This is a genomic window from Shewanella avicenniae (assembly GCF_017354945.1).
GTDB classification, from domain to species: Bacteria; Pseudomonadota; Gammaproteobacteria; order Enterobacterales; family Shewanellaceae; genus Shewanella; species Shewanella avicenniae.
Genome location: NZ_CP071503.1, coordinates 3002446 through 3027878 on the forward strand (window position 1 = coordinate 3002446; position 25433 = coordinate 3027878).

General features: G+C 47.9%; 24 protein-coding genes. All 24 read right to left on the minus strand.

Going from position 1 to position 25433, the window contains the following annotated elements; translation table 11 throughout:
- Positions 1–12 precede the first annotated feature (12 nt).
- Entirely contained in the window at positions 13–1050 is a 1038-nt protein-coding gene (fliG, locus tag JYB87_RS13325) for a flagellar motor switch protein FliG (RefSeq protein ID WP_207353963.1), read from the minus strand.
- Positions 1040–2674 (minus strand): flagellar basal-body MS-ring/collar protein FliF, encoded by a 1635-nt coding sequence (gene fliF / locus JYB87_RS13330; RefSeq protein ID WP_228730013.1) that lies wholly within the window; start codon positions 2672–2674, stop codon positions 1040–1042. Before fliF ends, fliG begins: the two co-directional genes overlap by 11 nt.
- Positions 2675–2783: 109 nt before the next feature.
- Positions 2784–3122, minus strand: coding sequence for a flagellar hook-basal body complex protein FliE (gene fliE / locus JYB87_RS13335; protein WP_207353965.1), 339 nt, complete (start codon positions 3120–3122; stop codon positions 2784–2786).
- A 152-nt stretch (positions 3123–3274) separates the two neighbouring features.
- Complete coding sequence (locus JYB87_RS13340) at positions 3275–4615, minus strand: sigma-54-dependent transcriptional regulator (protein ID WP_207353966.1); 1341 nt, start codon at positions 4613–4615, stop codon at positions 3275–3277.
- A complete protein-coding gene (locus JYB87_RS13345) occupies positions 4612–5691 on the minus strand; it encodes a sensor histidine kinase (protein ID WP_207353967.1) in 1080 nt (359 codons plus the stop codon). The genes JYB87_RS13340 and JYB87_RS13345 overlap by 4 nt, the downstream gene beginning before the upstream one ends.
- An 89-nt stretch (positions 5692–5780) precedes the next feature.
- Complete coding sequence (locus tag JYB87_RS13350) at positions 5781–7211, minus strand: sigma-54 dependent transcriptional regulator (RefSeq protein WP_324032239.1); 1431 nt, start codon at positions 7209–7211, stop codon at positions 5781–5783.
- Positions 7212–7494: 283 nt separating this feature from the next.
- Entirely contained in the window at positions 7495–7899 is a 405-nt protein-coding gene (gene fliS / locus JYB87_RS13355; protein ID WP_207353968.1) for a flagellar export chaperone FliS, read from the minus strand.
- Between the two features lie 6 nt (positions 7900–7905).
- The gene (locus JYB87_RS13360) at positions 7906–8247 is read right to left on the minus strand and encodes a hypothetical protein (protein WP_207353969.1); all 342 of its coding nucleotides are present in this window, start codon (positions 8245–8247) and stop codon (positions 7906–7908) included.
- A gap of 49 nt (positions 8248–8296) precedes the next feature.
- On the minus strand, positions 8297–9667 hold the full coding sequence (gene fliD / locus JYB87_RS13365; RefSeq protein WP_207353970.1) for a flagellar filament capping protein FliD: 1371 nt from the start codon (positions 9665–9667) through the stop codon (positions 8297–8299).
- 90 nt (positions 9668–9757) lie between these two features.
- Positions 9758–10189, minus strand: a complete 432-nt coding sequence (locus JYB87_RS13370) for a flagellar protein FlaG (protein WP_228729870.1) — start codon at positions 10187–10189, stop codon at positions 9758–9760.
- 139 nt (positions 10190–10328) lie between these two features.
- Positions 10329–11777, minus strand: coding sequence for a flagellin (locus JYB87_RS13375; protein ID WP_207353971.1), 1449 nt, complete (start codon positions 11775–11777; stop codon positions 10329–10331).
- 222 nt (positions 11778–11999) lie between these two features.
- Positions 12000–13445, minus strand: coding sequence for a flagellin (locus JYB87_RS13380; protein WP_207353972.1), 1446 nt, complete (start codon positions 13443–13445; stop codon positions 12000–12002).
- Between the two features lie 163 nt (positions 13446–13608).
- Positions 13609–14820: a flagellar hook-associated protein FlgL gene (gene flgL, locus JYB87_RS13385; protein ID WP_207353973.1), complete on the minus strand. Its 1212-nt coding sequence runs from the start codon at positions 14818–14820 to the stop codon at positions 13609–13611.
- A 12-nt stretch (positions 14821–14832) separates the two neighbouring features.
- On the minus strand, positions 14833–16758 hold the full coding sequence (gene flgK, locus JYB87_RS13390) for a flagellar hook-associated protein FlgK (protein ID WP_207353974.1): 1926 nt from the start codon (positions 16756–16758) through the stop codon (positions 14833–14835).
- Positions 16748–17893 carry a flagellar assembly peptidoglycan hydrolase FlgJ gene (gene flgJ / locus JYB87_RS13395; protein WP_207353975.1) on the minus strand — a complete coding sequence of 382 codons (1146 nt, stop codon included), beginning with the start codon at positions 17891–17893 and terminating at the stop codon, positions 16748–16750. The genes flgK and flgJ overlap by 11 nt, the downstream gene beginning before the upstream one ends.
- A gap of 18 nt (positions 17894–17911) precedes the next feature.
- Positions 17912–19000: a flagellar basal body P-ring protein FlgI gene (locus tag JYB87_RS13400; protein WP_207353976.1), complete on the minus strand. Its 1089-nt coding sequence runs from the start codon at positions 18998–19000 to the stop codon at positions 17912–17914.
- A gap of 11 nt (positions 19001–19011) precedes the next feature.
- Positions 19012–19689 carry a flagellar basal body L-ring protein FlgH gene (flgH, locus tag JYB87_RS13405; protein WP_207353977.1) on the minus strand — a complete coding sequence of 226 codons (678 nt, stop codon included), beginning with the start codon at positions 19687–19689 and terminating at the stop codon, positions 19012–19014.
- A 12-nt stretch (positions 19690–19701) separates the two neighbouring features.
- Entirely contained in the window at positions 19702–20490 is a 789-nt protein-coding gene (gene flgG, locus JYB87_RS13410) for a flagellar basal-body rod protein FlgG (protein WP_207353978.1), read from the minus strand.
- Between the two features lie 11 nt (positions 20491–20501).
- The gene (gene flgF, locus JYB87_RS13415) at positions 20502–21248 is read right to left on the minus strand and encodes a flagellar basal-body rod protein FlgF (protein ID WP_207353979.1); all 747 of its coding nucleotides are present in this window, start codon (positions 21246–21248) and stop codon (positions 20502–20504) included.
- A 170-nt stretch (positions 21249–21418) separates the two neighbouring features.
- Entirely contained in the window at positions 21419–22792 is a 1374-nt protein-coding gene (gene flgE, locus JYB87_RS13420; protein WP_207353980.1) for a flagellar hook protein FlgE, read from the minus strand.
- A 51-nt stretch (positions 22793–22843) separates the two neighbouring features.
- The gene (locus tag JYB87_RS13425) at positions 22844–23521 is read right to left on the minus strand and encodes a flagellar hook assembly protein FlgD (RefSeq protein ID WP_207356707.1); all 678 of its coding nucleotides are present in this window, start codon (positions 23519–23521) and stop codon (positions 22844–22846) included.
- Between the two features lie 19 nt (positions 23522–23540).
- Positions 23541–23963 carry a flagellar basal body rod protein FlgC gene (gene flgC, locus JYB87_RS13430; RefSeq protein WP_207353981.1) on the minus strand — a complete coding sequence of 141 codons (423 nt, stop codon included), beginning with the start codon at positions 23961–23963 and terminating at the stop codon, positions 23541–23543.
- 2 nt (positions 23964–23965) lie between these two features.
- Positions 23966–24364, minus strand: coding sequence for a flagellar basal body rod protein FlgB (flgB, locus tag JYB87_RS13435; RefSeq protein ID WP_207353982.1), 399 nt, complete (start codon positions 24362–24364; stop codon positions 23966–23968).
- A gap of 190 nt (positions 24365–24554) precedes the next feature.
- A complete protein-coding gene (locus JYB87_RS13440; protein ID WP_207353983.1) occupies positions 24555–25388 on the minus strand; it encodes a CheR family methyltransferase in 834 nt (277 codons plus the stop codon).
- Positions 25389–25433: the final 45 nt, after the last annotated feature.

Below are 25433 nucleotides of genomic sequence, written 5' to 3' on the forward strand. Positions count from 1 at the left end.
ATCAGCTTATTCCTAGAGGAACTCGTCGCCACCGCCGCCACCGAGCATAATTTCACCGGCATCAGCAAGACGACGAGCAATCGACAGAATTTCTTTCTGCGCCACTTCCACTTCGCTGACACGAATTGGGCCCATCGCTTCCAAATCATCACGCAGCAATTCAGCAGCACGTTTCGACATGTTACCTAGAATTTTATCTTTCAAGGCATCGTCAGTGCCTTTCAGCGCCTTCATCAGCACATCTTGTTGTACTTCACGCAGCAAGGCTTGAATACCGCGGTCATCGACATCGATCAGGTTGTCGAATACAAACATCAAATCTTGGATTTGTTGCGCCATCTCTTCGTCGGATTCGCGCATGGTTTCCATCAACTGACTTTCGATACCGGTATCGAGGTAGTTCATGATGTTGGCTGCCGCCTTCAAACCACCCATCTTGGCGGCTTGTGCCCCACCTTGACCGGCAAATTGTTTCTCCATGATGTCGTTCAACTCTTGCAACGCCGCGGGCTGCACTTCTTCCAAGTTGGCGATACGCATCATCAAATCAACCCGGGTATTTTCAGGGAATTGCGAGAAAATTTCCGCTGCTTGATCCGGCTCTAAGTAAGACAACACAATTGTTTGAATTTGCGGGTGTTCGTTTTGAATAATGCTGGCCACTTGGCGGGCATCCATCCATTTCAATGAATCCAAACCTTTGGCACCCGAGCCCATGACAATCTGCTCAATCAGATTGCCCGCTTTGTCTTCACCCAAAGCCGCCGTCAGCGCTTTCTTAATAAATTCATGACTGTTAAAGCCAATTGATGAGTATTTTTGGATCTCATCCAGAAACTGCTTATGCACGCCCTGTACTTTTTCTTGGCCAAAATCAGCCATGCTGGCCATGGTCATACCCACTTTCTGCACTTGCTTAGGCTCAAGATGCTTTAAAATTGACGCTGCATCCGACTCGCTAAGACTGAGCAATAAAATAGCGGTTTTTTCTACGCCAGTTAGCGAGCTAACATCAAAATTTGATGTTTTTTCATTAGTATCATTTGGCATCGTCTTGTAACCAGTTTTTCACTACTTGAACAGAAAGCTCAGGTTCATTGGCCACCAGAGCACGAATCGCTTTAATCATGTCATCATCTTTATGCAGATCAGGGATCAAAATTGAGCCATCTTCTGCATAAGAGTATTCCGCATCTTGTTTGCCTAGCATACCCAAAGTATCTGCCGCAAACTGATCTTCAATGTCTGCCAATTCATGGCCGAATCCTGGCTCATCTGGCATATGTTTATCATCTGACAGAATCAGCTTCTTCATGATGGGGCGTACGATAAACAGGAACAGCACTAGGATCAAGATAGCACCAATACCCAATTTCACCGCGCGCCAGAACCAAGGTTGTTCCCACATTGGCACTTCAGGGGCTTCATCAACCAAGTGATCCATAAATGGCACTGTGACCACTTCAATCACATCGCCACGCTGATCACTAAAACCAATGGCACCTTCTAACAGACGACGAATATTGGTCATCTCTTCAGCAGTACGAGGTACCCGAGATACTTGGCCATCGTCTGCCGCAGCACCGGCTTTAAAATCTACCGCCACCGACACGCTAACACGACGGATAACACCCACTTGCTGGCGGGTATGACTAATGGTGGTATCCAACTCAAAGTTGCGGGTCGCTTCATTGTGGCTGCTTTGAGCACTCGGCTTATTATTGCCGTTACCAGTCGCTGTTTCAGGAATATTAGATTCCATAGGCGGTTGATTGGTTAACGCACCTGGAATGCCACCATTGGTGCCATTGACGGATTTGTTTTCTACGGTCATTTCGCTGCGCAGTGCAGGCAGATCTGGGTTGTATCGTTTGGCGGTTTGCTCAACCGCCGTGAAATCCATGTTCACATCCACTTGTGAGGTGAAATTTTCAGGCCCCAGAATAGGGATCAGAATCGACTCAATTTTGCTGCGATATTCATTTTCTTTTTGCTGCACGATTTCCAATTCGCGGCGTGCACGTGCAGAAATGGCATTTTGGCTACCCGAATTCAATAAACGGCCACTGGCATCAGTCACTGTGACTTTGGTTGGGTCCATGCCGTGTACGGCAGACGCCACGATATCAACAATCGCATCCACTTCGCCTTGGCCTAAACCGCCACGGCGGGTGTTGACCACCACGGTGGCGCTTGGTTGTGCTTGAGTGCGAGCAAACACGTTCTCTTTCGGTAGCGCTAAAATCACTTTGGCGCGGCTCACACTGCTTAGCTCTTCAATCGCTTTGGCTAAGTTAACCTCTTGGCTGTGTTTCAGCCGCGCTTGTTCTAAGCGTTGGCTAACACCAAAACCTGAATCTTTATTGAGGAAATCATCTTTATCGGCATTACCGCTGTCGATCCCTTCACGGCTCAACATCATTTTCACTTGTTGATACTGATCTTCGGGCACTTTGACCACATCAACATCAAGCTTGTACGGAATGCGGTTTTTATCCAGCGCATCCAGCACCTGTACCATCCGCTCAGTGTCCATCTTCCCGATTGGACGATATTCTGGCTCTTGCGCCCAAATCACGATAAACACAGCAACCGCTAACAGGATTGCCAGCGTGAGGATCATGGTGATCTGCTTTAGCGTGTCAGCACTGCCAAAGGAGGACATCATCCCCATTTTGTGTTCTTGCTGAGCCCCTGCGTCTACAACTGATCCGGCGCCATTTGGGTCTACGACTAAGTCTGTGGCCACGATAATTACCTGCTAACTAAATTGACGATACAGCCTATACAGGCATGCTCATGACTTCTTTATAAGCTTCAACCAGCTTATTGCGCACTTGTACGGTTGCTTCAAAGGCGACGCTGGACTTTTCACGCGCAATCACAGTGTCAGACAAGGTGACAGTGGTGTCGCCCATATCCAAGCGGCGAGATAGGTCGCCTGCAGTAGTCTGTAAGCCACTAACATGGCCAACCGCTTGGGCGAGTAAGTCAGCAAACTCAGCGCCAGATGAATTCGCAACGTTACGAAGAGGAGACGGCGAAATGGACCCAGAGGCGGGTGCGATTTCACCTTGAAGTGATTGCATTTCCTGCAGTAATGAATTGCCACCGATTTGCATACTTAACTCCTTCGTCAGAGATTTGACGAGTGCTGTTCAATTATGACCAGTTAATGCAAATAAGTTGCCAACAAAGATATCTATCTAAAAATAAACAGAAAAAACGGTGAAAGCGATTAAGCTGTCACCGTTGTGGCGGGATAAATCAAAGGTTAAGCGGGAATATCAATCCCCATGTCACGCATGCGCGCCATTTTATAACGCAAGGTACGCGCACTGATGCCCAGCTTCTCGGCCACAAGCTTGCGTGAGCCTTGGCATTGGGTCAGAGTTTCCAAAATAATCTGGTGTTCCTGCGCCTTTAATTCGTCACCGAGCGCATCGCTACTTGGTTCGGCGTAACGACTATCCAGCGGCTGAGTCACATCATACAGGTCAATGATGATGTCACCAGCTTCAATAATGCTATTGCGCTGTAGAATCATCGCTCGCTGAATCACGTTGTCGAGTTCACGCACGTTACCCGGCCAGCGATGACCAAGCAACTTACGAATCGCACCATCATCCAGCTGCGGCACCGGTGTCACATGGCTGGCTTTGGCATGTTTGCTGATTAGATGTTTCGCCAATGGAATAATATCCGCAGGCCGTTGGCTCAGTGCAGGCCATACTAACGGGAATACGTTGATGCGGTAGTAAAGGTCTTCACGGAACTCCCCTTTCGCAATCGACTCTTTTAAATCGCGGTTAGAGGTTGCCAGTACCCGCACGTCGAGCTTGATGGTTTTACGGCCACCTAAACGCTCCACCTCGCGCTCTTGCAATACTCGCAGCAGTTTGGCTTGTAAACCCAAATCCATCTCGGAGATTTCATCGAGCAGCAAGGTGCCACCTTGAGCTTGTTCAAACTTACCTGGGCAAGCCTGATAGGCGCCAGTAAAAGCGCCCTTTTCATAACCGAACAGGGTCGCTTCTAGCATGTTCTCTGGAATCGCAGCACAGTTGATGGCCACAAAGGGTTCATCAACCCGGGCACTTTTCTGATGAATATAACGCGCTAACACCTCTTTACCTGAACCACTCGGGCCAAGGATCATCACCGAGGCATCCGATTGCGCCACGCGTTTAGCTAACTCCAGCAGTGCGATACTTTTTTCATCGGCCACGACGGGATCACCACTGGCTTTCTTTGGTGTCAAATAGCGGCTCACTTGGTTCAGTAACACCTCTGGCGCAAAAGGTTTGGCCAGATAATCGACCGCACCCAATTTAATCGCACTGACAGCATTGTCGATGGTGGCGTAAGCCGTCATCAACAACACCGGAATTTGCGGGTAATACTGCTTGAGATGGTCGAGCAAGCCCATACCGCCAATGCCATCCATCTGCACATCACTGATCACCATATCGAAGCTGCATTTCTTCAACGCTACGATCGCTTCTTCACCACTGGCGACATCAACGCATTGATAGTCCGCCAGCATCAGAGTATCAATCAGTGCTTCTCGCAAGCCGTGGTCATCTTCAACCAACAGCAGTTTGATATCGTTCATGAGCAGACTCCTACAGGGGCGACGTTTGAGCGGCTGATCAAAGGTAAACTCAAGCTAATCGCACAACCGTTACGCGGTACACAATGGATCGACAACTCACCACCATGACTTTTGACCACCGAATGCACTACCGCTAATCCCAACCCTGTGCCGTGCGCTTTGGTGGTAAAGAATGGCTCCAGCACTTTGGCCTGCAGTTCTGCGTCCATCCCTTTACCGTTATCGGTAACGGTTATGATCACTTGTTGTTGCTCACAACGGCTAGTAACGCAAATTTCATTCGCACCAGCTTCGAGGCTGTTTAACACCAGATTATTAATCGCCGAGCTTAAGCCATGAATATTGGCCAAAATCGCCGCATCGACGCTATCACCGAGGGTTAAGGTCGCTTTTTGCTTGCTACAAATAGGCTCGCAGTTAGCAAACACTAACTGAAGCAGATCACTCACCGCGACCTCTTCACCTTGCTGATCTTGTTTGCCCTTGGCGATCAGCAGCATGTCGTTCACTTGACGTTCTAGCTCGCCCAAACGGTCAATCAACTTATCTTGAAACTTACCGCGCGCGTCGGCTTTGAGGCGCGGATTCCCCAAGTTTGAGGCATACAGCAGTGCGGCGGATAATGGGGTGCGGATTTGGTGCGCCAGATTTGCCACCATCCGCCCGAGCGCACTCAAGCGTTGCAGATGGGCTAAGTTTTGTTGCAGCAAACGGGTTTCAGTCAGATCAGTAATCACAATCAACTGACCATTGCCTTGCCCCAGCGGGGTGATTTGCAATTTAACTCGACGACCATTACGCAACGACACTTCATGGCCGTCGTCTTTTTGTGGCGCAAAGGAGCGATTGATAATGGTGAGCCAGCGCTGACCGACTAACGGCAGCCCTAACAGCGATTCGGCGACAGGATTGGCCTCAGACACTAAGCCATCTTCATTAAGGATCACGATCCCAGAAGGCATGGCCTGCAGAATATGCTCCATACGGTTGGACATATTCGCTGCTTCACTCATCTGGACCCACTGATGTCCACGATGGGAGATAGTTTCAAGTTTGGCCAGTGATTGAGTTGCCATGAGCACTCCGTCAAAAAAATACGTTTGACGGAGTGAATGCAGATATTATGCCATAAAATTTATTATTATTTTCAGAAGGATAAGGCAGATTATTCTTTACTCATGCCATACTTGCGCATTTTTTCCACCAGCGTAGTACGACGAATACCGAGCATTTCAGCGGCTCTGGCCACCACGTTATCTTGTTGATCCAAAGCTTGACGGATCATGTCGATCTCCAGCTCTGCCAACAAATCTTTCAGGTTAACCCCTTCTGGTGGCAACTCGCTTGGGAAGCGGGTTTCCGGGATCTCAACCGGTTCGTCATCACTGAAGATTGAAGCCAATGCATCACGCTCCAACACCTCTTCACTGACTTCAACCGAATACTCCGGCACATCGATATGACGATATTTATGCGGCAAATCGTTTACATCCACCAAACCACCCGGATAGAGAATTGTCAGACGCTCAACCAGATTGGATAACTCGCGCACGTTGCCAGACCATACATGTTCTTTCAACGAATCAATCGCGCGTTGAGTAAAGCGCACACGGCCACGGCCTTCATTAAATACCCGGCTGACCAACTCTTGCAGCAACAGCGGAATATCTTCTTTGCGCTCGCACAACGGCGGCATTTCAATCGGGAATACATTTAAGCGATAGAACAGATCTTCACGAAATTCACCCTGCTCAATCATATTCTCCAGGTTGCGGTGCGTTGCAGCAACTACCCGCACATCAGCGTGAATCGGCTTATTGCCACCGACCCGCTCAAACACACGCTCCTGCAACACACGCAGTAACTTAACCTGCATCTGCAGTGGCATATCGCCAATTTCATCGAGAAACAGCGTACCACCTTCAGCCAATTCAAAACGGCCTTTACGCGCACTGATCGCACCGGTAAAGGAGCCCTTTTCATGACCAAACAGTTCACTTTCAAGCAGTTCTGGCGGAATCGCACCACAGTTTACCGGAATAAACGGCCCATCACGGCGCTCAGACATATAGTGGATATTACGCGCTACCACCTCTTTACCCGTCCCTGATGGCCCAAGCACCAACACAGTCGCATCAGAAGACGCTACTTGGCTGATCAGGTGACGCACATGCGCAACGCCATCGCTGCGCCCCACCAAACTGCGGAACAGCTTAGTTTGGTTAGCACTGGTAGGCACTTGCGGACGTTTAACTTGACCAAAAACTTGGCAATAGTGCAGCAACTCGGTGACTTGGTTGTAGTTAAGTGGCGTTTCAATCACACCTAACAGATTAGAAGAGGTCAGCTCAACTGCGCCTAAGGTCAGCATTGGCTGCCACGGTAAACGCGTCACCAGCAATTGCACTTCAAAATCAGCTAATGAGTCGGCCAGCAGGATTAACGCACGGCAGCGCTTTTCAGGGGTAAGTTTTTCGGCAACATCAGCAGCAACAATTTCGACCTGCTCGCCAATAAATTCCAATACATTACAAAGACGATTGGCACTCTCTGAAGGGGTTCCGACAAGTAAAATCCGTTGTTCTATCTGCATCATTCAGTAGGCCGCTAAGCTTTGGTAAATTATTGATTCTGAGAATATCTATTTTGAAATCCGATTGACACCGTAACAACCATGTTACATTTTCGGCTTCAAACTCGTATTGCTGAATATTGTCTTAAAGGCTCAATTTAAGCAAGTCTACCATCGCTTTTATGCGCCTATCTATCCGATTTTAGACCAAATTTTGGTTAATCGCTCACTGCAGTGTCAATATTATGACATACAACGAAAAACAGGCACTTAAGCGTGCCTGTTTTATTCACTCTGCTCAACAACCTTAATGGTTTTCTGAGGTGACGTTATGCATTTCAGGGGGGATTGCATCCCAGGCTTCTTTAATCTCGCGTAGCAAACCTGATACATCATCCAACGCCGCAGGGTCGTTGTTGATGTTAGCCTCGGTCAAACGTTGCACCATAAAATCGTAAAGGTTCGCTAAATTTGCCGCGATATCGCCGCCGGCATCCATCACCAACGTGCCCTTTAACCCTTGAATAATGCCAATGGCTTTACCGATCAATAAGCCCTTAGTGGCGATATCGCGCTGCTCCATCGCACTTTTTGATTGAGCGATACGATCCAATGCACCGCTAAATAACATCTGCGTAATTTTGTGCGGAGAAGCATCGGCGATCTGGCTCTCAAGGGAAACTTTGCGATAAGACTGGATTGAGCCTCTCATAACTACCTACCTTTCTGCGTCCAAGGTTTTATACAAATTCAATTTTTGCGTGTTACTTTTTCTGGTTGCTAACTCATCGGCATAACGCTGTTTAAAGGTGGTAACACCTTGTTCTAGCTCATGGGTTAACTGTTGCTGCGCCTGCAGTTGCGCTAAATCAGCTGCGCTGGTTGTTGATAACCACTGCTGTAACATCTGTTGACGCTTGCTCACCAGTCCCTGCAAAACCTTAGCCAAACTTTCAGATTCTTCTAAATCTTTTTCAAACACAGTATCTAATTGCGATAATGCTTCTTCAAGCAACTGATTTACCAGCTGTAACTCTTGGTATTGTGTTGATTCCGTCACCCGACCGTCCTGTTACTTGCTTAGTTACTGTTCGTGTTCAATAGCGTGTTTAGTCGTTATTTCGCACTAGACCTGGCAGTGAATCAATGCGCGCTTGAATGGTGCTGCTTTGAGTGTTCAACTGCCCGACTAACAAATCCATTGCATTGTACTGCGCGGTTAAGCGAGATTCATAGGCTGCCATTTTGCGATCGAGGCGCTCACGCTCGTCAGCGATTCGGTCAAGCTTGCGCTCATAGGATTCATTACGAGAATCCAATATTCCGCCAGTTTGGGTATAGGATTCACCGATAGCGGATAAACGCGCTGCAAAGCCCGTGTCTTCGGCGGTAAAAAACTGGGTTAAGCCAACAGCGTTATTCTTTAACGCATCATCCAGTTTGTCGCTGTCAACCTCTAATGTTCCTTCCCGAGTGGTGCTGATGCCAAAATTGGTCAGTGCCATGGTGCCGTCACCGGTGTCAAACATGGATGAAATGGCGGTACGGAACTGCGACTGAATACTGCGTATGGTGGAGTCACCTTGCAGCACAGAGCCTGTCTCGGTATCTGCATTAAAGCTAGAGAGGTTTTTAACCGTGGTCATCATCTCATTATAGGCCTCAACAAACGCATCAATCGCTTCTTTCGGCTTACTGGTATTGGCAGATACAGTCAAGGTAGTAGTTTCATTGGGATCGGCGTCAGTTAAGTCAAGCGTAACACCGGTAATTGCGTTATCTAATGTATTAGAGTTAGAGGTAACCAATAAACCATCAATGTAAACTGTGGCCTGTTTTGCAGGCTGAATCTCGGTCATATTGTTGAACAGCGTATCCAACTTCGAACCTACTAAATCAGCCGTGGCAGCGACAGTAATATTATTCGCGGTGCCAGTTTCATTAGAGGTCAACACCAATTGTGCCCCTGCATCACCGTTGATAATGGTCGCAGTAACACCTACGTTGTCCTCAGCCTCATTGATTTTGCTGACAATATCTTGCAATGAATCATCACCATCAATGTCGACTGAAAAGCTGTCACCATCCACTGTGAAACCTAAGGAACCACTGCCTAATGCTTCGGTCACATCGGTTACTATACCCGTTGCCAGCTTTTGGCTCTCCGCCAGTTGGTCTACTTGAATTTTATAGCTACCCGCTGCGGCAGCTTCAGATGCAGTTGCTGTGAAATAATCAAAGTTTGATCGTTTAGTTGAATAACCACCAAAGGTTTCAGCTTTACCAAGGTTAGTCAATGAATCGACAAACGATGAAATGGCACTTTTTAATGAGCCAATAGCTGATATTTTTGAGGTTGCTTCCGCTTGATCAGCATTGAGCGCCGCGGTTTTAGGTGATTTTTCAGCATTCACCAGCGCAGACACAATACTGCCGATGTCTAACCCTGAGCCTAAGCCTGTAGCTGATACGCCAGCCATAAATGCCTCCTAAAACCTTAATACGTTCACAACAATTTATTGATATCAGCAAATTACATCGTAGAATTGCATTCAGATGAAGGCGTAAGTTTAAGCTTCCGTCTTCATCAACAACCCTGCGACTTCTGACATCTTTTCCGCCAGTTTCAAGGCTTCTTCTGACGGGATTTGGCGAATAACATCACCTGAATCCACGTCCACCACGCTAACCACCGGCTGACCATCTTGTTCGGCTACTTTAAACTCTAGCCCTTTTTTCATCATGGACATGGTTTCGGTCAAATCCAAGGCAACTTGGCTCAACTCTGCCTGCGCATCCTGCGAGTTAGCGGATTCGGCATTATTGACAGCCTGAGTTATCTCAGGGTTTGCTGCAATATTCGCACCAGCGTTAATAGGCTGAACGGATTTAGCGGCAACGCCGTTCGGTGCCACATCAGCGGCTACCGGTTTATTGGCTGCGGCCGCAGATGACACCATTGGCTGCATCGCAGTATCTGCATGTAATGATACGCCACTCATTTGCTTGCTTCCTCTAGTTTGCATCAGGTCAAACTGCTGTGACCCAGTTTACCTACGACAGACGCTTTTGCGTTAAAGCAATAAGGGGAGGAACACATTGTGCCCTCCCCTGACAACTCACTTAAGTTTTACTAATCGCTTACAGCAGTGACAGGGCAACCTGTGGCAACTGGTTCGCTTGCGCCAGCATCGCAGACGAGGTTTGCGACAGAATCTGCTGCTTAGTCATAGTGGCAGTTTCTTTGGCAAAGTCGACATCTTGTACACGGCTACGTGCATCAGATACGTTGGTTGCAATGTTGCTCAAGTTATTGATGGTAAAGCTCATACGGTTTTGCACCGCACCGAGGTCAGCACGTTGACCGTCGATACTCGCAATCGCGCCATCGATGATAGCCAGTGCATTCTGAGAGCCAGCCGCAGTGCTCACATCGATGGTATTAACACCTGCAAACACACCTGATGTTTCTGTAGAAAGTTCTGCTGTAATACCACCACTGATAGAGAAGCTTTCTGGAGATGTCAACGATATTGCACCAACTGCTACAACTTCTGTTGCTGTAGTAGTCAAGCTAGTAGTAGCACTTTTTGTACCATCTGCTGCAACATTTTTAAGAGCGATTGCCCCTGCAGTATTGGTACCGGTGACAGCAAACCCTATATCTGCACCGTTATCACTAGTGATAGTCAGTACACCATCTTCCAATTTAGCGCTAACACCGGTTTCACCTGATACATTGTTAATAGCCTTTGCTAAATCTTCGTTATTGGCGATACCAGTAAGATCTAGAGAAGAAGTGCTGCTGCCGTCATCAACTTTCATTGTCAGAGCGCCACCAACATAAGCAGCAGTCAAATCCGCTTCTACCGAAGTCCGAGCAGTCGCTGTTACTCCTGAACCAGACTTATTGATTTTTGCAGCAACCTCGGTTGCAGTGTCATGTAGTGCAGTCACTACTGTTGTAGTGTTGGTACCTTTAGTGATAGTTGTACTACCACCAACTGATGTATTGGCACCAGCAGCACCTGTGACCAATGGCCCACCAAATTTTGTACCTGGAGCATCAGATTTGTAGGTACCAATATCTGCAGCACCCACAGCTTTGAGAGACACGTTAATGGTCTCGTTGGCATTTGACCCCACTTGGAAGGCCTGAGTACCATACGAGCCATCAAGCAGTTTTTGACCACCGAATGCTGTGGTATCAGAAATACGAGTCAACTCGCTTTGCAGGGCGGTGATTTCTTTTTGCATCGCAGCACGGTCTTCTGATGAGTTAGAACCGTTAGCAGATTGCAATGACAAGTCACGCATACGTTGCAGAATATCAGTTGATTGCTGCATCGCGCCTTCAGCGGTTTGTGCAATTGAGATACCGTCGTTGGCGTTACGTTGCGCTACGTCCAAACCGTTAATCTGGCTGGTCAAACGGTTAGAGATTTGCAGACCAGCGGCATCATCTTTGGCACTGTTAATACGCAGGCCTGATGACAAACGATTCATAGAAGTTTGCAACGCGCTGTTAGCGTTGTTCAAGTTCTTTTGTGAGCTCAGCGAGGTCACGTTGGTATTAACGGTAATGGCCATGATGTTGGTTCCTCATTTTACCTGGTTGACAGCTGCCTGAGCGATTCAGCCAGGCGGGCTTAACTTGTTACAGTTACTGTAACGGCACCCAAGGAACAAACTTTAGCCGCTTTTTTTAAAATTTTTACGTTTGAAAAATTTAAATAAAATCATGCAGATAAAAACGCCAGCTATCGCTGGCATTTTTAACATCAACCCAAAAAACAATATTAACTATTGTTATTAACCACCAAGTAACGACAACGCCACTTGCGGAATCTGGTTAGCTTGCGCCAACATCGCAGATGAGGTTTGCGACAGAATCTGCTGTTTGGTCATGGTGGCCGTCTCTTTGGCAAAGTCGACATCTTGAATACGGCTACGGGCATCAGCCACGTTAGTCGAGATGTTATTTAAGTTATTGATGGTAAAACTCATACGGTTTTGAATCGCACCTAAATCAGAGCGAGAGCCATCAATCATCGAAATAGCGCCATCAATAATGGCGATTGCGTTTTGAGAACCCGCTGCAGTGCTGATATCAATAGTATTTGCACCAGCAAACACACCTGTTGTTTCACTGGTCAGTTCTGAAGCGTTTGAAGATAGAGTGAAACTTTGTGCTGAAGTAAATGCGACAGTGCCAACCGCTGTTTGTGATGAAGCACCACTAACTGTTGCGGTAGTGGCGTTAGCTAGACCGTCAGCACCAATGTTAGTCAAGACTAAAGAGGCACCTGCGTTAGCACCTGTAGAAGTAAAGTTAATATCTGCACCACTCGCACTGACAATTGACAATACACCATTATCAAGAGTGGCAGTGACACCGGTTTCACCCGATGCATTGTTAATCGCCTTAGCCAGATCTTCTTCGGTTGAATAGCCAGTCAAAGAAACTTGCGCAGAAACGCTGCCATCATCAACATTCATGGTTAAGCCATTGGCAAAACTCCCTGTTAGAGCCGCCTGAACCTCAGTCCTCGCCGTCGCTGTTACAGCCGAGCCCGACCTATTGATCTTGTCTGCCAATTCTGCGGCAGTATCGTTGTCGGCGGTTGTTACATTGGTAGTTTTAGTACCTGCAGTGATACCCAAGCTGATCGACGTATGCCCGTTGCTGCCTGCGGCAGTGGTCACAAAGGACCCATATCGAGTCCCTGTATCATCACTTTTATAAGCGCCAATATCAGAAGCAGCTACAGATATTAACGAAACAGAGATAGTTTCGTTTGCATTAGAACCGACCTGAAACGCTTGCGTACCGTAGCTTCCGTCAATCAGCTTTTGTCCACCAAAAGAAGTGGTATCGGAAATCCGCGTTAACTCTTGTTGTAATGCTGATAGTTCCTTTTGCATCGCATCACGGTCAGCCTGTGAGTTGGAACCGTTAGCAGATTGCAAAGACAAATCACGCATACGTTGCAAAATATTGGTTGATTCCTGCATTGCACCTTCGGCGGTTTGCGCAATCGAAATACCGTCGTTAGCGTTACGTTGCGCCACATCCAAACCATTAATCTGACTGGTCAAACGGTTAGAGATTTGCAGACCTGCGGCGTCATCTTTGGCGCTATTGATACGCAATCCAGATGACAGACGCTCCATTGAGGTTTGCAGCGCACTATTGGCGCCGTTTAGGTTTTTTTGTGACTTCAGTGAGGTCACATTGGTATTAACAGTAATAGCCATGTTAAATTCCTCTTCTCAGTTTTTACGCCAAGACTTGGAGCTTGGCTAAACATGTTAATAAACGATTGATTTACTCAATAATTGGGTTAAATCAGTTGCCTCGCTGTCGAAACCTCATGCTTGAGTGCATGACTTCAACAGCCTTATTTCACGCTTCAGCCTGCTAGATATAGTCAAACAGGTTGAATGAACTCAGTCTGCCGAACAGCTGCGATGAGGCGTTGAGCGCCACCTGCTGTTTTTCAAACTCAGAAATGGCTTCAGCGAAGTCCAAATCTTCTAGTGTGGATAACGCAGAACTGTTGGCGAGCTTTAAGTTCTGATGGTTATCGGTAATGCGGTCTAAACTATTGAGCGCATTACCTGCCACACTGCGCGCATCGCGCATTTGTTCGACACTGCTATCGAAGTTATTCAACAATTGTGCCAACTCGGATTGCCCTGCCGGTGTTTGCAGATCATTGCCGCTGGTAAACAGGTTAATTGCCTGCTGAATGGTGTCAAAAATATTGGTGTTGGCTTGTTCGGTGATTGTCAGGCTATCGCCATTTGCGGGTTCACCATCAAATGACATACTTATCCCATTGAATATAATAGAATTTGTAGGATCAAATGCTGCAGGTGCGGCTAATGGTGCGCCACCTTGAGAGACTTGATAATTTAACCCACCAGCACCGTCATCAGTGAAGCTAATGGTGTAATCCCCGACTGGCGCGGCGGCATATGCAGCGCTATCGCTAATTTCAGCCGCGCTAACCACAAAATCACCAGTTTGGTTTGCCGAATAATTGACGCTAAAGTCGCCCATGGCATTAGGTGCCGCCATAAATGCGGTGTCACCCGGCAAATTAGTGGCAATGGCTACGCCGGCGGCAACCAAGGCTTGCCGAGTATCATCATTGCCGGAATAGACTATGTTGCCGCTGTTATCGAAAGCAAACGGTTGTTGTTCGGTTAAGGTGCCAGAAAACAGATAATGACCATCACCATCGCGATAGTTGGCCAATGCCAACAGGGCATCGAGGCCATGTTGCATCTCATCGGCAAGACTTTGCCGCTCACTTTCACTGTAACTGCCGTTTAATGCAGCTAACATGTTGTCGCGAATCGACATCGTCAGAGTGTCGGCATCACCCAATTGGCTTTCAGCTAACGCGAGATGATTAGTGGCATAGTCAATGTTCTTCAAATACTGGTCGATCAGGGTGTTTTGCTGACTCAGGTTATCGATACCGATTGACGCAACAGGATCATCACCGGCGGTATTAACCCGCTTGCCGCTGGAGATTTGATCCATCAATGCATTTGAGCTGCTTTGATGCTTATTAATGCTGCTGATGCTTTGATTGTAGAGTTGTGCTGTGGAGATCCTCATGAGTTATGCCTCCTAACGCACAGCGTTAAATAACGTGTCAAAAATAGTGTTGGCGGTGGTCATCACCCGCGCCGACGCCTGATAAGCCTGCTGGAAGCGCAATAGATTGGCGGCTTCTTCATCCAAGTTGACCCCAGATTCGGTTTGTACTCGGTTGTAGGCTTGGTCATAGATGCTTTGCGCAGAACTCACCCGCACTTCGGCTGCTTTGGTATCGCTGCCAACACTGAGTTTGGTCTGCTCATAGACATCTGTCAGCGTGGCTTTGCCGCCATTCATAATTTGGCTGTCGCTGAGTTTTGCCATGGCAATGGCATTGGCGTTATCACCCGAAGCACCACTGAAATCAAACGTATAGGTGGCAGATTCACCTGTCGCGGGCAAACTATCGATTTGAAATACAAAACCATTGCTGTTGATTTGCATTGGTGTCCCCGCAGCAACGCCTGAACCAATAATTGAGCCAGTATCATTGCTGAAGCTATAGTTACCTGCAGAATCGATGGTGTAGCTCAATTCGCTGCCGTTTGAAGGCAGCGCTGCATTGCTGCGGTCAATACTGATCAACCGAATTTGGGCATCAGCAGAATTGGCGGCATCAGCACTATAAGCACCCGCGGCAGCGATGCCAGCGGGATCAGTCATTTCGACCTTAATCTGTTGTGCGGCGTTACCCGTTGGACGGATCTCAAAACGGTCACCGCTTACCATTGAACCAACCAGAATATTGATCACAAAGCCATTGCCGCCTTCAAGCGCACTGCCATTCAGCGTCAAGGTTGAAACTTCTGCGGTTTGCAGGTTGGTTAACTGATAGTCAGTGCCATCGAATTTCAATTCATAGCTATTACCGGTTAACTCGCTGACATCAGTGAGTGATACCCCGAGACTAGCCGGTGTTGGATTGGTGGCATCATTGCTTTTGAACGCGGCTACCCGCGAAGAGGCAAAGGTAGCATCATTGATATCGGTAAAGATGTTTTGCCCGACATTACCGTTTAAATCTAACCCCTGTGCTTGCTGAGTATTAAATGCATCAGCAACACCGAGCGCCAACAAACCTAACTGCTGATTGGCGGGCTGCAGAATATTTTCACGGTAATCAAACAAGGCGCCGAGCTGACCACCAATTTTGCTCGCATCCACTTTTAGGGTGGTGTTGCCCAAGGTGTAAGTTAAATCTGGCTCGGTTGGATATGATACACCTGGCTGAGTACCGAGCGTCATCGCCACTTGGCCGGAAACCAACATGAAGCTGCTGCCAAACATCACGCTGCGGCCGCCACCTTCAATCGGCACAACATTGACCTCGGCATACTTGCTGAGCTCTTGAATTAACGTGTCTTGTTTATCCAGTAATTGTGGATCTGTGCCCTGATTCTTTTGTAATTCAAGATTGATTTGGGCGATTTCTTTACTGATCTCATTAATACGAGTGGCAATAGAGCTAATTTCGTCATTGGTTTGACTCATTTCACTGCTCAAATAGCCATCAATCTGATTAAAGCTAACAGCCAATTGATTTGCGCTCGTCAGCAGGTTTTGCCGAATTCCGCTGTCACTCGGTTGATCCGCAAGACTATTTAAGCTGGCATAGAAATCGTTCAGCGATGAGGGAACGGCAATACCCACTTTGGAAAACAGCTCGTCTAATTGGCTGAGTTTGGTATGCGTGGTTTCAGCGCCGCTCAATGCCGTTTGAGAACTGCGCATTTCTCTGGCAGCAAAATCGTTATAAATGCGTTTTACTTCATTAACATAACTACCGGTACCAAAATAGTTACCGCCGAGTAGATAAGAATTATCAGTGACTTGGGTGGCGACTTGGCGATTGTATCCCTCAGTATTGACGTTACTGATGTTGTTACTGGTGACCCCAAGTTGCGCTTGTGCTGAATAAACGCCAGTACGAGCAATATTCAATAAATCAATTGCCATAGCTTATTGCTCCTGTCGTTGACGCACCCACTGACTGCGCTTCACTGCCCAACCATTGGCCGACATCTTGTTTAATACTTTGCAGCACGCGCATAACTTTTTGTGCATATTGCGGATCGGTTGCGTAGCCGGCATCGGCTAAGCCTTTGATGAACGCAGCCGGATTTGCGGCACTGTCACGCGCCGTTTGATAACGTTCGTTGCCGTTAATCAGTTGCACATAGTCATCAAAGCTGGCTTTGATTGAGTCATACACACGGAAATCTTCTTTCTTGGTCACGGCGTGGCCTTGTTCATATTCCAGCGTATCCACAACTGTGGTGTTACCCGCCCAACGGTTACCCGCTTTGATGTTGAATAAGTTATTACTCGACTGACCATTACCCGCTTTGGTCATCTTTTGTCCCCAACCGGTTTCCAATGCTGATTGGGCTAACAGCACTTCAGGTGTGGTGCCCAGTTTTTCTGCAGCATCTTTGGCATAGGGGTACAAGGTTTTAACAAACTGCGCAGGGCTCGCTAAATCTTCCACTGCCGCTTGTGTCGGCAATTTTTGGCCACGTAATACCGCCGCTAACTGCGCTTGCTGCGGCAAAGCGGTTGGCTGTTTTTGTTCAATTGCCGCAATATCCTTGGCTGATAATTGCTGTAATGCCATTAGCTCAGGGTTAATTGCTGATGAAGTAGCTGCGGTATTCGCTACAGCATTTTCCGACGAATTAAGGTTAGTATCATTGGCTGCAGCAGTTGCCTGTGGTGACGTGTTGAAATCTTTCGCCAACGCTCCGTGCTGGCCATGTAAGGCTGACGCTGGCGTCATGTTGCTACCTTCAGGCGATAACTGCTGTACCATCAAATCAGCCAAGCCCAACATGCCTTTGCTGGAGAGATTCACTGACATCTGCTGATCGTGCATGCCTTCATAAAACTTGGTGTACTGGCTGTTCAGCGGGCTGTCAGACTCAAATGCGGCATTGGCTTCACGCATGCTTTTCATCAACATTTGCACGAAGATACCCTCAAACTGCTGCGCCACTTCTTTGAGCGCAGCTTTTTGATCTGTCAGGGCTTTTGAACGCAGGTTATCAAGACCTGCTAAGTCCATAAATTGAGTGGTATCTGCCAGCCGATTCATTCGCTAAACCGCCAAAAATCAAATCACGATAAGCTCACCATGCAAAGCTCCGGCCACTTTTAATGCTTCTAAAATTGCCAGAACATCTGATGGTGCTGCACCGACCATGTTTACTGCTCTTACTAACTCATCGAGCGTTGTGCCAGGGTCAAACATAAACATGCGGCGATTGGCTTGTTCAACATTGAGCGTACTGTTGGGCACCACAACGGTGTTGCCGTTCGCAAGAGCATTGGGTTGACTCGCTTGTGGCGATTCCGAGATGGTGACGGTCAAACCACCGTGGGTAATCGCCGCAGGCAACAGGCGTACATCTTTGCCGACGACAATGGTACCTGTGCGCGAGTTCACGATAACTTTGGCGCTTTCCTCGGCAGGAGTGACTTCAATATTTTCCAGCATGGAAAGATAGGTTACCCGCTGTGAGGCATCACGCGGGGCACTGACTTGAATGGAGGTCGCATCCAGCGCGCGCGCCATACCTGGGCCGAGTAAATTATTGATGGCATCCGCGGTACGTTTTGCGGTGGTAAAATCGGAACTGTGCAGGTTAAATGTCAAATAATCGCCAGTGGCAAACGCACTGGGCACTTCACGTTCAACAATGGCGCCATTAGGAATGCGACCAACGGTCGGGGTATTTTGGATCACTTTCGAGCCGTCTAAGCCGTCAGCACTGAAACCGCTGACCACTAAACTGCCTTGGGCGATAGCGTAGACATTGCCATCCACCCCTTTCAAAAAGGTTTGCAACAAACTACCACCACGCAAACTTTTAGCTTCGCCAAGACTAGAGACGGTCACGTCAATGGTCTGCCCAGGCTTGATAAAGGCTGGCATATCCGCATTAACCGCCACCACCGCGGAGTTTTTGATTTTGGGTCGAACCCCCGCCGGCAAATTGATGCCGAAGTTTTTCAGCATAGTCATAAAGGTTTGTTCGGTATAACGGGTCTTTTCCCCGGTGCCCGGCAAACCAACCACTAAGCCATAGCCAATCAACTGGTTATTACGCACGCCTTGAATATCGGCAATGTCTTTTATCCGCTCGGCATGGGCGAAAGGAATGACGCACAAGGAGAGCAACAACAGTTTAAGTAACTTCATATCATCGCTCCTTAGAATGGCCACCAATCAGACATAAAGAACTTGCTCAGCCAGCCCACTTTTTGTGAGTCAGCAAAGGTACCGGTTCCGCTGTATTGGATGCGCGCGTTAGCAACACGAGGTGACTGCACTGTGTTGTCGGTGTCGATATCTTGCGGACGAATAATGCCGGTGACCCGAATAAATTCATCGCCGTTGTTGATGGTGATCCATTTCTCGCCACGCACCACCAAGTTGCCATTACTCAGCACTTGCATGACGTTGGCTGAAATCTGGCCGAAGATACTGTTGCTTTGATCGGAACCCGCCGCGCGTGAGGTATCCATCGAATCGGAATAGCCCACGTCCAAAGTGTTACCGTTGATAGTGACCGGTGCGCCAGCCGCTGTCAGCGGATTGACATTAAGGTTTGAGCCTTTGGCAATTTGGTTGTTGGCACTCTTAGATGCGGTGGTGGTTTCTCGCAGCATAATGGTAACGATATCGCCAACACGATGGGCTTTAAGGTCAGAAAACAGGGAGTTAGCCTTTCCTTCACTGTAAATAGACCCCGTAGGCGGCTGATTGATACTGGTATCATCGGGATAGACAGGCGCGTAGAAAGGATCATCAGGGATCGGCTTGCCACCGCTAGTCGAGGCGCAACCAGCCAGTAGCGCCAATGTGCTCAGAACAAATAGCGTTCTCATCTCATCACCTCATTAGAGATTCTGATTCACGTAAGCCAGCATCTGATCCACAGCTGAGATCACTTTCGAGTTCATCTCATACACCCGCTGACTTTCAATCAGATTCACCAGTTCCTCGGTGACGTTTACGTTGGAGGTTTCCAGTGCGCCTTGGCGAATAGTGCCCATACCATCCACTGAGGCGGTACCTTGCACGGGGGCGCCACTAGCGCCAGTTTCCAAATACAGGTTTTGACCAATAGGATTCAAACCTGCTGGGTTAATAAAATCTGACACGGTGAGCTGACCAACGACTTCGCTTTGGGCATTGCCTGGGGTTTGTACCGACACTTCACCTTCAGCAGACACCGTAATGCTAATCGCGTTATCCGGGATCGTAATCGCTGGTTGCAGCACAAAGCCTTCTCCTGACGTTACGATCTGCCCGGTATCATCCATGGTGAATTGGCCGTTACGGGTATAAGCGGTGGTGCCATCTGGCATTTGGATTTCAAAAAACCCAGAGCCTTCAATCATCAAATCCAGCGAATTATCGGTGGTCAGCATGTTGCCTTGAGAGAAGTTTTTCTGGGTGGAGACTACCTTGGTACCCGCCCCCAACTCTAAACCGTTGGGCAATCGGGTGTTAGCCGCACTCACGCCACCGGCTTGGTTAACAGTTTGATAAAGCAAGTCTTCAAATACTGCGCGGCCTTTTTTAAAACCAACAGTACTCGCGTTCGCCACGTTGTTAGAAATGACGGCAATATCGGTTTGCTGGGCATCAAGGCCAGTTTTACTGATCCATAAAGCGGGTTGCATATCGGTTACTCCTAACTAATGCGCAGCAGCGAGGCTGACGCTTTATCGTTTTCTTCAGCTGACTTCATCATTTTTACTTGCAGTTCAAATTGACGTTGCAAGTTGATAAGTGCCGTCATCTCTTCGATTGGGTTGACGTTACTGCCTTCAATGGCACCATTGACGATGCTGACATCCCCATTTGCATCAGCAGTTGTACCGTCCATTAAGCGATACAAACCATCGTCGCCACGCATCATGTTTTCATTGCCGGGATTGACCAATTTGATCCGTGCCACCTCAAAGTTCACTTCGGGTGTCGCACCCAGTGGCTGTACTGAGATCATGCCGTCAGAACCAATATCCAGTTTACGAATCGGCAACGGCAGAATAATGGGCGCGCCGTTCTCACCCAGTACGGGGTCACCGTGACTATTCTTCACCATGCCAAATGAATCGAACGTCAAACTACCGGCACGGCTATATGCTTCGCCGCCATCGGCGTCTTCAACGGCAATCCAGCCATCACCTTTGATGGCAATATCCATATCTCGACCCGTGGTTTGAATTGGGCCATTTTTAAAACTTGATGCGGGTTTTTCAGACAAAGCAAAAACACGTGTTGGCAAACCTTCACCAAAGGCTTGCATAGCACGCGCTTGGTTAAGATCAGCCTTAAAACCATCGGTGCTGGCGTTGGCCAAATTGTTGGCACGAACAGATAAGGCATTCATGTTCTGCTTAGCGCCCGTCATTGAGATATAAAGAAATTTGTCCACGGCTTGCTCCGTCAAAAATTGAGCTTAACCGGATAAAAGCAAGCTTCGTGCCATAAAAAGGCGCTGAAATTAGACTCGTACGGACAACGCGTTAGCAGAAATGCAGAAGATAAAAACAATGAAGCGGCAAGAGATTGCCGCTTCGAATGACTTAGCCGCTAGAGGAGCGATTAGCGGATCTGCAGAATAGTCTGCTGCAGGGTGTTGTTAACTTCTAAGGTGCGCGAGTTGGCTTGGAAGTTACGCTGTGCAGAAATCAAATCCACCAACTCAGTCGTCAGATCGACGTTTGACTGCTCGAGTGATGATGAACGAATCGTACCGAACACGCCGCTGTTTGCTTCACCCGCTATTGCTTCACCGGAATCAAGACTTGCCTTCCAAGAAGTATTCCCAACCTGTGTCAAACCTTGTTCATTGGCAAAGCGCACTAAGGCAACTTGCCCTAAAGGCACTGTTGATCCATTGCTGTAATTAGCAGATACAAGCCCGTCAGCACCAACTTCGACGTTGGTTAGTCGGCCCACGGTAATACCATCTTGATCTAATTCTGTCGTATTAAACGCTTCGGAATACTGGGTTGGACGATTGAACCCAATGGTCAACGTCTGCGAACCATCAGCCGCTGCAGACAAGACATTTGCCCCCGAAATCCCAAGCGCCTCAGTAGTCATGGTCGCTGGATCAGTACCAACAAAGTTACCAGAAGCATCAAAGCTGAGCACTGCACCGTTCCAAGGAGTCACACCATCTGGCTGTGTAGCTAACGCTGACGCAGTTGAATCCGCAGCGCCATCACCATCGGTGTCTGTTGAATATGAACCTGCAGAACCCAAGTTCACCGCTTGACCATCAAGTGAATAGAACGCCACCCAATTACTTTGCCCAGTGTATGCGCCGTTTTGTGGACGCACAAAATAGGTTGTCAACGTATGAGACTCACCAAGCGAGTCAAAAATGGTAACCGCGGTCGAATTATTAAACGTGGTTGAATCAGTAGGATCAAATGCGGCAGGGTTCATCGTTTCTGCATTGGAATTCAAGTTCATACTAATACGTACGTTTTCAGTTGCTTGAGGGCTACCTGCAGTATCAGGAATCTGAATTGGGGTTGTGGTACTCAAACTCACAGAAGAGGCATTGCCATCGCCATCGACGGGGAATGTCTGCAAGAAGTTACCATCAGAATCTACTAAGAAACCGTCTTCATCACGTTTAAATGCACCGGCACGGGTGAAAGAATAATCACTCGAACCAATACCAGAGGCAGTTACAAAAAAGCCATTACCGTTAATCGACATATCCAACGCATTGTTGGTCGATAGTAAATTACCTTGGTGAAATTGCTGTGCTACTTGAGTCGTGGTGACACCGCCACCCACGGTAGTTTTGCTGCTTGAAAACAACGACGTGGCATAAACATCGGCAAATTCTGCACGAGACTCTTTAAAGCCTGTGGTATTCACGTTGGCGATGTTATTGGCCGTTGTATTGAGATCCTTCTGCGCCGCATTGATCCCACTAAGAGCAATGTTAAAAGACATAAACCACCTCTTAATCTATTGAATATCGCCCGGAAAACTCCGGCGCAAAAATTAACCTTCAGAAACCGCCAATACATCAGACAGCAATACGCCGCCGATACCGCGAACGTTAAGCACGGCTCCGCTAGTTGCGTTCAGCGACACGCTGCTCACATGGCCGTACGTACTTACCGCCAGTTCTTGTGCAGTACCATCCACTGTGCCGTTTGCGGTAAAGGTGTAGGTTCCCGGAGCCATTGGATTGCCCGCACTATCAGTGCCATCCCAAGCAACATCGATATTGCCGCCTGCACTGCCATCCACATTGAATGTTTTGACCACCTGCCCCGATGTATCTTTGACCGATACACGAATAATGTTGATAGGTTCAGTGGTGCTAATAACCGCTTTCAAGCTTGGATCCTCTGCCGACATGTAGGCTGTACCAGAGGGAACCAACACTTTTTGGCCAACCAATCCTGATGCCTGTAATGCTTGGCTTGAGGTCATCACGGTATTGAGATTGACGATTTGATCGTTCAAGCGGCCAATACCATCTACCGTAGAAAACGATGCCATCTGCGCAATCATCTGGTCGTTATCCACCGGATCAGAAGGATCCTGCATCGATAACTGGGTACTGAGTAACGAGAAGAAGTCCGCTTGAGTCAGACTTTGGTTATTGGTATTCACCTGCGACGTAGCAGCGCTGGCGCTTGACGTATCTAGCAGAGAATTAAGTGAGTTAATTGCCACGGTTCAATTCTCCTTATTGGCCTAAACGCAATGTTTGTTGCAGCATCGACTTGGTCGCATCAGCCACTTGCACGTTCATTTGATAAGATTGCGACGCTGAAATCATGTCGGCCATCTCTTCAACGACGTTGACGTTAGGCTTATAAATAAAACCATCGGCATCGGCCAATGGATGATCTGGTGCGTATTCTTTCTGCAACGGCTTATCACTTTCGACAATCCCCTGCACTTTCACCGAATATGATTCTTGTTGCTGTTGACCTTGGGTCGCCTTGGCTAACTCCGCCTGAAACACCGGATGGCGCGCTTTGTAGGTTTGGTCAAGACTACTGGAAACGGAATCAGCGTTGGCGATGTTACTGGCCGTGGTATTGAGGCGAACAGTCTGTGCCGACATCCCCGAACCCGCGATATTAAAGATGTTATACAGTCCCATGATTAATCTCCTCTAATCGCTTTTTTCATGCCGGAGAAACGCGCACCGAGAAACTGTAGCGACATCTGGTATTCAAGAGAGTTTTGCATAAACGCTTGCTGTTCCTTCTGCATATCAACCGTGTTGCCATCCCCAGTATCGGGTTGATCAGGCACACGAAATTTGACGTTTTGCTGCGTTAGCGTTTGTAAATCAAAATGCTTTTCAGAGGTGGCCGCCATCTTCAAGCCTTTTTGTTGGCTCATGGCGCCCTGCAATGCCGTAGAAAAATCCACATCACGCGCTTTGTAATGAGGTGTATCGGCATTGGCAATGTTGCTGGAGAGCACTTCAGCACGCTCAGCACGGATCCCCAACGTATATTGGTGAATGCCAAGTGCATTATCGAAACTGATCGCCATAAAATTTTCCTCCAACACTGAGTAGCAGAATCAAAGCAATTTATATGCCACAAAACAGCCTTGGTGATGCTAAGGACGGTCAGATTCATTGCCAGTTAAGTGACGCTGATAGAAAAGTTAGGCAATAAAAATGCCAGCCGTTTCGCAACAGGCTGGCATTCGTCATCAATAGCGCTGATAACGCGTGTGCTTAGGTTTTCTTCTGATAATAAATCCCTGGATTACAGCGGATCATGTCAAATTCATCGGTTAACCCAGCAATAGACTCAGAGGCGCCCAAAAACAAGATGCCTTTGGGATTCAAAGCGGCAGCAAATTGCCGCAAGATTTTGGCTTTGGCTTCCGGGGCAAAATAGATAAGCACATTACGGCAAAAGATGATGTCAAACTTGCCAAGTAACGAGTAACTTTCCAATAAGTTATGCGCGCGGAAATTAACTAAACGCCGCACATTATCCTTTAAGCGCATGTTGCCATTTGGCAAAGCATCAAAAAACTGACGCTTATGCTCCTCAGATAAACCCCGCGCCAATGCCAGCCCATCATATTCGGCATTTTTACATCGCTCCAGCATTGAGGGCGATAGGTCAGTCGCTTGGATTGATACTCCACCGGGTAATCCGCCCGGTTTACGTTGCTGATATTGCAGCGCTGTCATGGCTAATGAGTAAGGCTCTTGCCCTGAAGAACAAGCAGCTGACCAGATTTTTAGTGGACGGCCTAATTTGGCATATTGTGGCAACAGTTGGTTAGCCATCAAATCGAACGGGTATTTGTCACGAAACCACAGGGTTTCGTTGGTGGTCATGGCATCAATCACTTCCGCACGTAATTGACGCTCGGTAGGACGCATCGACTGCTTAACGACTTCAGACAACGAAGGTAAGCCATATTTGCCCATCAAAGGCGCTAATCGGCTTCTGACGAGATACTGCTTATTTTCACCGAGCACAATACCGCTATGCTGCTCTAAAAACAGTCTGAATTGATTATACTCGGTTTCTGCGAGCGACTTATCTTGCACCTTGGCTTCCCGTCATTAATGAACACCGCCGTTATAGAAGTGTAC